The organism is Paenalcaligenes sp. (genome assembly GCF_030152715.1).
GTDB classification, from domain to species: Bacteria; Pseudomonadota; Gammaproteobacteria; order Burkholderiales; family Burkholderiaceae_B; genus Paenalcaligenes; species Paenalcaligenes hermetiae.
Genome location: NZ_JASLIX010000121.1, coordinates 1 through 5,625 on the forward strand (window position 1 = coordinate 1; position 5,625 = coordinate 5,625).

Genomic DNA, 5,625 nt, shown 5'->3' on the forward strand with positions numbered 1-5,625 from the left:
TAAAGACTGGGAAGATGATTGGCAGGATGTGCCTGTTTGCGATGTGGTGGTTGCTTCGCGATCTACTTTGGTCGAGGATATGGCGGCGGCACTCAAAAAACTGACCCAACAGGCAAGGCGTCGAGTGTATTTGACCTATCCATTAAACCCTGCTTTTGGGGCTAGGCCAGATATAGACCCTGTGCAACAACCACAGTTAGCGACACCTTCGTATTTATATATCTTGGGGATTTTATATCAGCAGGGTTATGCCGCTCAGCTTCGTTTTATTGGCAATAAAGGCTTGCATCAGCAGCCTACAGGCTGGGCGTTGATTGATTGGGAGGTTTAAGATAAATGGCGCCCTGTGATAGGGCGCTTAAAAGGTTTAACTATTTTGAATGGCTTCAACCAGAATATCTAAGGCCTCATCCATGACGGCATCTGGGATAGTTAAAGGAAATAAGAAACGAATGACATTGGCTTCTGGGCCGCATGTTAATAATATTAAGCCTTTATCTAGTGCATAGTTTTGGATTTTTTTCACAAGAGCTGTCTCTGCAGCATGGGTGTTCGGATCACGAAATTCTACTGCTATCATGGCACCCAGACCACGAATAGAGGAAATGGTAGGGACTTGTTTTTGTAGGCTTTGTAAGCGTTGTTGCAGTTTTTCGCCAAGTTGATGACCACGTGCTAAAAGATTTTCCTCTTCAATGACCTCAATGACAGCAAGGGCAGCGGCAATAGCCAGAGGGTTGCCCGCGTAGGTGCCCCCAAGCCCGCCAGCGACGGGAGCATCCATGATGTCGGCACGACCGCAAACGGCTGATAACGGCATACCGCCGGCCAGGCTTTTGGCCATGGTTGTGATATCGGCTTTAACGCTGTAGTGCTCCATGGCGAACAGTTTACCTGTACGACCAAATCCGGTTTGAACCTCGTCGGCGATCAGTAAAATACCATGCTCATCGCAGAGCTCACGTAAAAACACCATGAACTCAGGGGGGCATACATTAAACCCTCCTTCCCCTTGAATGGGTTCAATAATAATTGCGGCGACCTGGTCAGCATCCACCGTTGTGTTCAATAAGCTAAGCAGTTCTTTTTTAGCGAGCTCTGCGCTGATTCCAAGCGAGGCATTCGGGTAAGGGGTGTGATAAATATTCGAAGCTAAAGGACCAAAACCTTTTTTATAGGGGTTGACCTTAGCGGTAAGCGTCATCCCTAAAAAGGTTCTTCCATGAAACGCATTGCTAAATGAAATAATCGCGGGCCGCTGGGTGGCGTAACGTGCAATCTTAATAGCATTTTCTACCGCTTCTACGCCTGTAGTAAAAAAAGCGGTTTTTTTAGTAAAGTCGCCAGGGACCAACGTATTCAATTTTTCGGCTAATTCAATATAGTTTTGATAGGGAATGATTTGATACGCCGTATGCGTAAAAAGTTGTAATTGTTTTTCTATGGCCGCGATGATGCGAGGATGACGGTGGCCGGTGTTAAGCACAGCGATGCCACTTGCAAAATCAATATAACGTTTCCCTTCCACATCCCAGATTTCCGCATTTTCGGCGGACTGAGCGTAAAAGTCACACATGACACCGACGCCTCGTGGGGTCGCTGCATTTTTACGTTGGACTAGATCGGCATTTTTCATGGGGTGTCTCCTTATACGAAGTAGGGTGTAAGAGATAGCTTATCGTTAACTTGGTTCCACATGAAGAGCCATTTATGGCAGAATTGGGCAGTCCATTTTGGATTTAAGCCAGAAAAGAGGAGTTAAGAAATGAAAGGGGGTGCTTTAGCGGAGTATGTGCTGCAGCATTTGGATCGTCAGTCAGTACGCACTTTGTCGCGGCAGCTGTACCGTATTTTTAGCCAGTTGATTTTAGATGGGGTGCTGCAAGCAGGAGAAAAGCTTCCCGCAAGCCGTACATTAGCCCAAGAATGTGGGCTTTCAAGAAATACAGTCGTGCAGGCTTATGAGCAACTATTAGCCGAAGGCTATGTGGAGTCCTATACAGGAAGCGGTACTTTTGTGTCCGCAGCGGTGCAAGTTCAGCAGCAAGTGGAAACGGTGGATACGCTTACCCTGTCTACCGCTGTGCCACACTGGGAGCTATCGACGCGTGGTATTGAAATGGTCAGTAGGGCGCAAGCTTCGCCACAGCAATGGCAACCCTTTGTGGCGGGGGTACCGGATGTATCGTTATTTCCAAATCAAATCTGGTTACGGCTCTTACGGCGTCATTGGAAAACCGCAAAGCCTGAGCTATTAACGTATGCGCACGGAGCGGGCTATTTACCGTTACGTGAGGCACTGATCGAGCATTTACGTTTAGCGCGGGGTGTGCGGGGCTCTGCAGAACACGTGTTGCTTATTTCTGGGTTACATCAAGCATTAAGTTTAACGGCTCACTTGCTTGCTGAGCCAGGAATGACGGTATGGATGGAGAATCCCGGCTATTGGGGGGCAAGTACCGTATTGAAAATGGCTGGGCTCAAAGTGGTGCCCATTGCGGTGGATGAGGAAGGCTTAGCACCTACGGCAGAGCAAATGCGTGAGCCCCCACGATTGATATTTGTGACGCCTTCGCACCAGTATCCTTTAGGGCATGTGATGAGTTTAGCGAGACGGCGTCTGCTGTTGGAGTATGCGCATCAACACGGCTCATGGATTATCGAGGATGATTATGACAGCGAGTTTAGATTCGAAGGGCAGCCTATTGCTTCGTTACAGGGCTTAGATCAATATCATCGCGTCATTTATATGGGTACATTTTCTAAAACCTTGTTTCCAGGAATGCGCTTAGGCTATATGGTGTTGCCTCAAACCTTGACGCGTTATTTTGCCACTGGTGTCTCCGAGTTGTATCGGGATGGGCGTTTGCTCGAGCAGGCGGTATTGTGTGATTTTATCACCGAGGGGCATTATGCCGCGCATGTGCGGCGGGTGCGCTTGCATTACGCCCGTCGCCAAAGTGTATTGCGCGAGGTCATTGCCGAAACACTAGGAGAAAACTGGCCTTTGTCTAATCACGAGGCAGGGTTACATTTAGTGGTGCATTTGCCAGTGGGAACGGATGATGTGCGTATCAGCCAGGCCGCACAAGCAATAGGCTTGATGGTGCGGCCTTTATCTAAATATTATTTGGATAAAAACGCAAAGCCGGGCTTGCTGTTGGGTTATGCAAACGTAGATGAAGCATTAATTAAGCCCTATTTTAGGCGTTTAGTGAGTATTATCCAGTCCGCTATAGCGAGCGATTAGCACGAAGAGAAATATACAAACCCGTTAATCTATTTTAGAATGGAACCCTAAAATATAATAAAAACAGGTATTTTTTTAGTCCGTTTTCAGAGTTTGGAGGAGTTATGTTGAACTTATCTCGCCCTGATTTATTTAAACAGCAGGCGTATATCAATGGTCAGTGGGTAGATGCGGATAGTGGTGAGACCATCGCGGTCCGAAATCCCGCTACGGGTGCAGTACTAGGAACCATTCCTAAAATGGGAGCGACTGAAACGCGCCGGGCCATTGAAGCGGCCGCCACTGCGCAAAAACAATGGCGTCGCCTAAGTGCCAAAGAGCGAGCTGTGATTTTACGGCGTTGGTTTGATTTGATGATGACACATCAAGATGACTTAGCCCGCATTATGACTTTAGAGCAAGGAAAGCCTTTAGCCGAAGCTAAAGGGGAAATTGCTTATGGCGCATCCTATTTAGAGTGGTATGCCGAAGAAGGCAAGCGTGCTTATGGGGATGTGATCCCTGGGCCAGCACATGACCGTCGTATTGTTGTGATCAAAGAGCCAGTGGGGGTATGTGCAGCCATAACACCATGGAATTTTCCTTCCTCAATGATTACGCGCAAAGCGGGTGCAGCCTTAGGAGCGGGTTGCGCCATTGTGGTCAAGCCTGCAACACAAACCCCTTATTCGGCTTTTGCGCTAGCGGTGTTGGCACAAGAGGCTGGGGTGCCAGAGGGTGTTTTTTCTATTGTGACGGGCTCTGCCTCGGCGATTGGTGAGGAAATGACCAGCAATGATATTGTGCGCAAAATCAGTTTTACCGGCTCTACGGATATTGGCCGGTTATTGATGGCACAGGCTGCACCTCAAATTAAAAAAATCTCTTTAGAATTAGGGGGAAATGCCCCATTTATCGTCTTTGATGATGCCGATATAGATGCTGCCGTCGAAGGGGCGATAGTGAGTAAGTTCCGCAATATGGGGCAAACCTGCGTATGTGCAAACCGTCTTTATGTACAACGGGGTGTGTACGATGCGTTTGTGGAAAAATTCACGGCAAAAGTGGCGCAGCTCAAAGTAGGTGATGGGCTACAAGCGCAGGTCACTCAGGGGCCACTCATTGATCAGGCTGCTGTAGAAAAGGTCAAAGAACACATTGAAGACGCAGTGGCTCAAGGAGCGCATATTGCCTTAGGGGGCAAGGCGCATGAGCTTGGTGGTTTGTTTTTTGAGCCCACGGTCTTAACGCACATGAAGTCTTCCATGAAAGTCGCGCGCGAGGAAACGTTTGGTCCTTTAGCGCCAGTTTTTGCTTTTGAAAACGAGGACGAGGTCATTGAGCTTGCTAACCAAACTGAATATGGCTTAGCAGCCTATTTTTATAGCCGTGATATTGGGCGGGTTTGGCGTGTGGCAGAGGCGTTGGAATACGGGATGGTGGCAATTAATAGTGGCTTGCTTTCTAACGAAGCAGCTCCGTTTGGGGGCGTCAAACAATCTGGCTTTGGACGCGAGGGGTCGCATTATGGCTTAGATGACTATTTAGTTATTAAATATATGTTGATGGGCGGTATTTAAACTTACAATAGCATTTAGGTTATTTTGATTTTTGTCCAGCTGGAGAGATTTATGCAACGTCTACTCACCCGCTATACGGCGTTTTATGTGGTGCTGTTCGCTGCGGTGGTGTTTAGCTTATTAGCCTTACAAAACGCCTGGTGGTGGGTGCTAGCCCTGCCTTTTATCGCATTAAGCTTGCTTGGGGTGGTGGATTTAACCCAAACCCGTCATGCGATTCGTCGTAATTATCCGGTAATTGGTAACTTACGGTTTTTCTTTGAGTTTATTCGTCCTGAAATCCGGCAGTATTTTATGGAAGGGGATGATCAAGAGCTGCCTTTTTCACGCGCAGACCGCTCTCTTGTGTATCAGAGAGCCAAGCAACAAGAAGACAAGCAACCATTCGGTACTAAACAGGATGTTTACAGCACAGGCTACGAGTGGATTAACCATTCTATGATTCCCAGCCAAATCAAAGACATTAACTTTAGGATTACGGTTGGGGGGCCGGACTGCACTCAACCGTATTCCCTGTCAGTATTTAATATTTCTGCCATGAGCTTTGGGGCATTGTCTGCAAATGCAGTATTAGCACTAAATCGTGGCGCAGTATTAGGTAATTTTGCTCATGATACGGGCGAGGGGGGGATCAGTCACTACCATAAAAAATATGGTGGCGACTTAATTTGGAATATTGGTTCTGGGTACTTTGGTTGTAGGGATGAAAAAGGGCAGTTTTCTCCCGAAAGGTTTGCCGAGCGAGCACGGCAACCTCAAGTCAAAATGATCGAGATTAAGTTGTCTCAGGGGGCAAAGCCCGGGCAGGGGGGGATT

The 5,625-nt window shown here is 47.7% G+C and carries 4 protein-coding genes and 1 pseudogene; 4 read left to right on the plus strand and 1 reads right to left on the minus strand.

All coding sequences use genetic code 11. The features are described 5' to 3' along the window. A pseudogene (locus tag Q1V74_RS09955) lies at nucleotides 1–331 on the plus strand (hypothetical protein); the annotation flags it as partial. Between the two features lie 36 nt (nucleotides 332–367). Here the strand turns inward: Q1V74_RS09955 and gabT are convergent. Further along, on the minus strand, nucleotides 368–1,636 hold the full coding sequence (gabT, locus tag Q1V74_RS09960; RefSeq protein WP_300648571.1) for a 4-aminobutyrate--2-oxoglutarate transaminase: 1,269 nt from the start codon (nucleotides 1,634–1,636) through the stop codon (nucleotides 368–370). 129 nt (nucleotides 1,637–1,765) lie between these two features. Between gabT and Q1V74_RS09965 the strand changes: the two genes are divergently transcribed. From Q1V74_RS09965 to Q1V74_RS09975, 3 genes are all read left to right on the plus strand, one after another. After that, nucleotides 1,766–3,250 carry a PLP-dependent aminotransferase family protein gene (locus Q1V74_RS09965; protein ID WP_300648573.1) on the plus strand — a complete coding sequence of 495 codons (1,485 nt, stop codon included), beginning with the start codon at nucleotides 1,766–1,768 and terminating at the stop codon, nucleotides 3,248–3,250. A 104-nt stretch (nucleotides 3,251–3,354) separates the two neighbouring features. Beyond that, nucleotides 3,355–4,809, plus strand: a complete 1,455-nt coding sequence (gene gabD / locus Q1V74_RS09970) for an NADP-dependent succinate-semialdehyde dehydrogenase (RefSeq protein WP_300648575.1) — start codon at nucleotides 3,355–3,357, stop codon at nucleotides 4,807–4,809. Nucleotides 4,810–4,860: 51 nt separating this feature from the next. Next, on the plus strand, nucleotides 4,861–5,625 hold a 765-nt coding region (locus tag Q1V74_RS09975), incomplete at its 3' end, for a glutamate synthase-related protein (RefSeq protein WP_300648577.1).

What these genes read in the sequence shown, in the direction of transcription:
- gabT (WP_300648571.1), bottom strand. Translation starts at nt 1,636, where the DNA reads ATGAAAAATGCCGATCTAGTCCAACGTAAAAATGCAGCGACCCCACGA.
- Q1V74_RS09965 (WP_300648573.1), top strand. Translation starts at nt 1,766, where the DNA reads ATGAAAGGGGGTGCTTTAGCGGAGTATGTGCTGCAGCATTTGGATCGT.
- gabD (WP_300648575.1), top strand. Translation starts at nt 3,355, where the DNA reads ATGTTGAACTTATCTCGCCCTGATTTATTTAAACAGCAGGCGTATATC.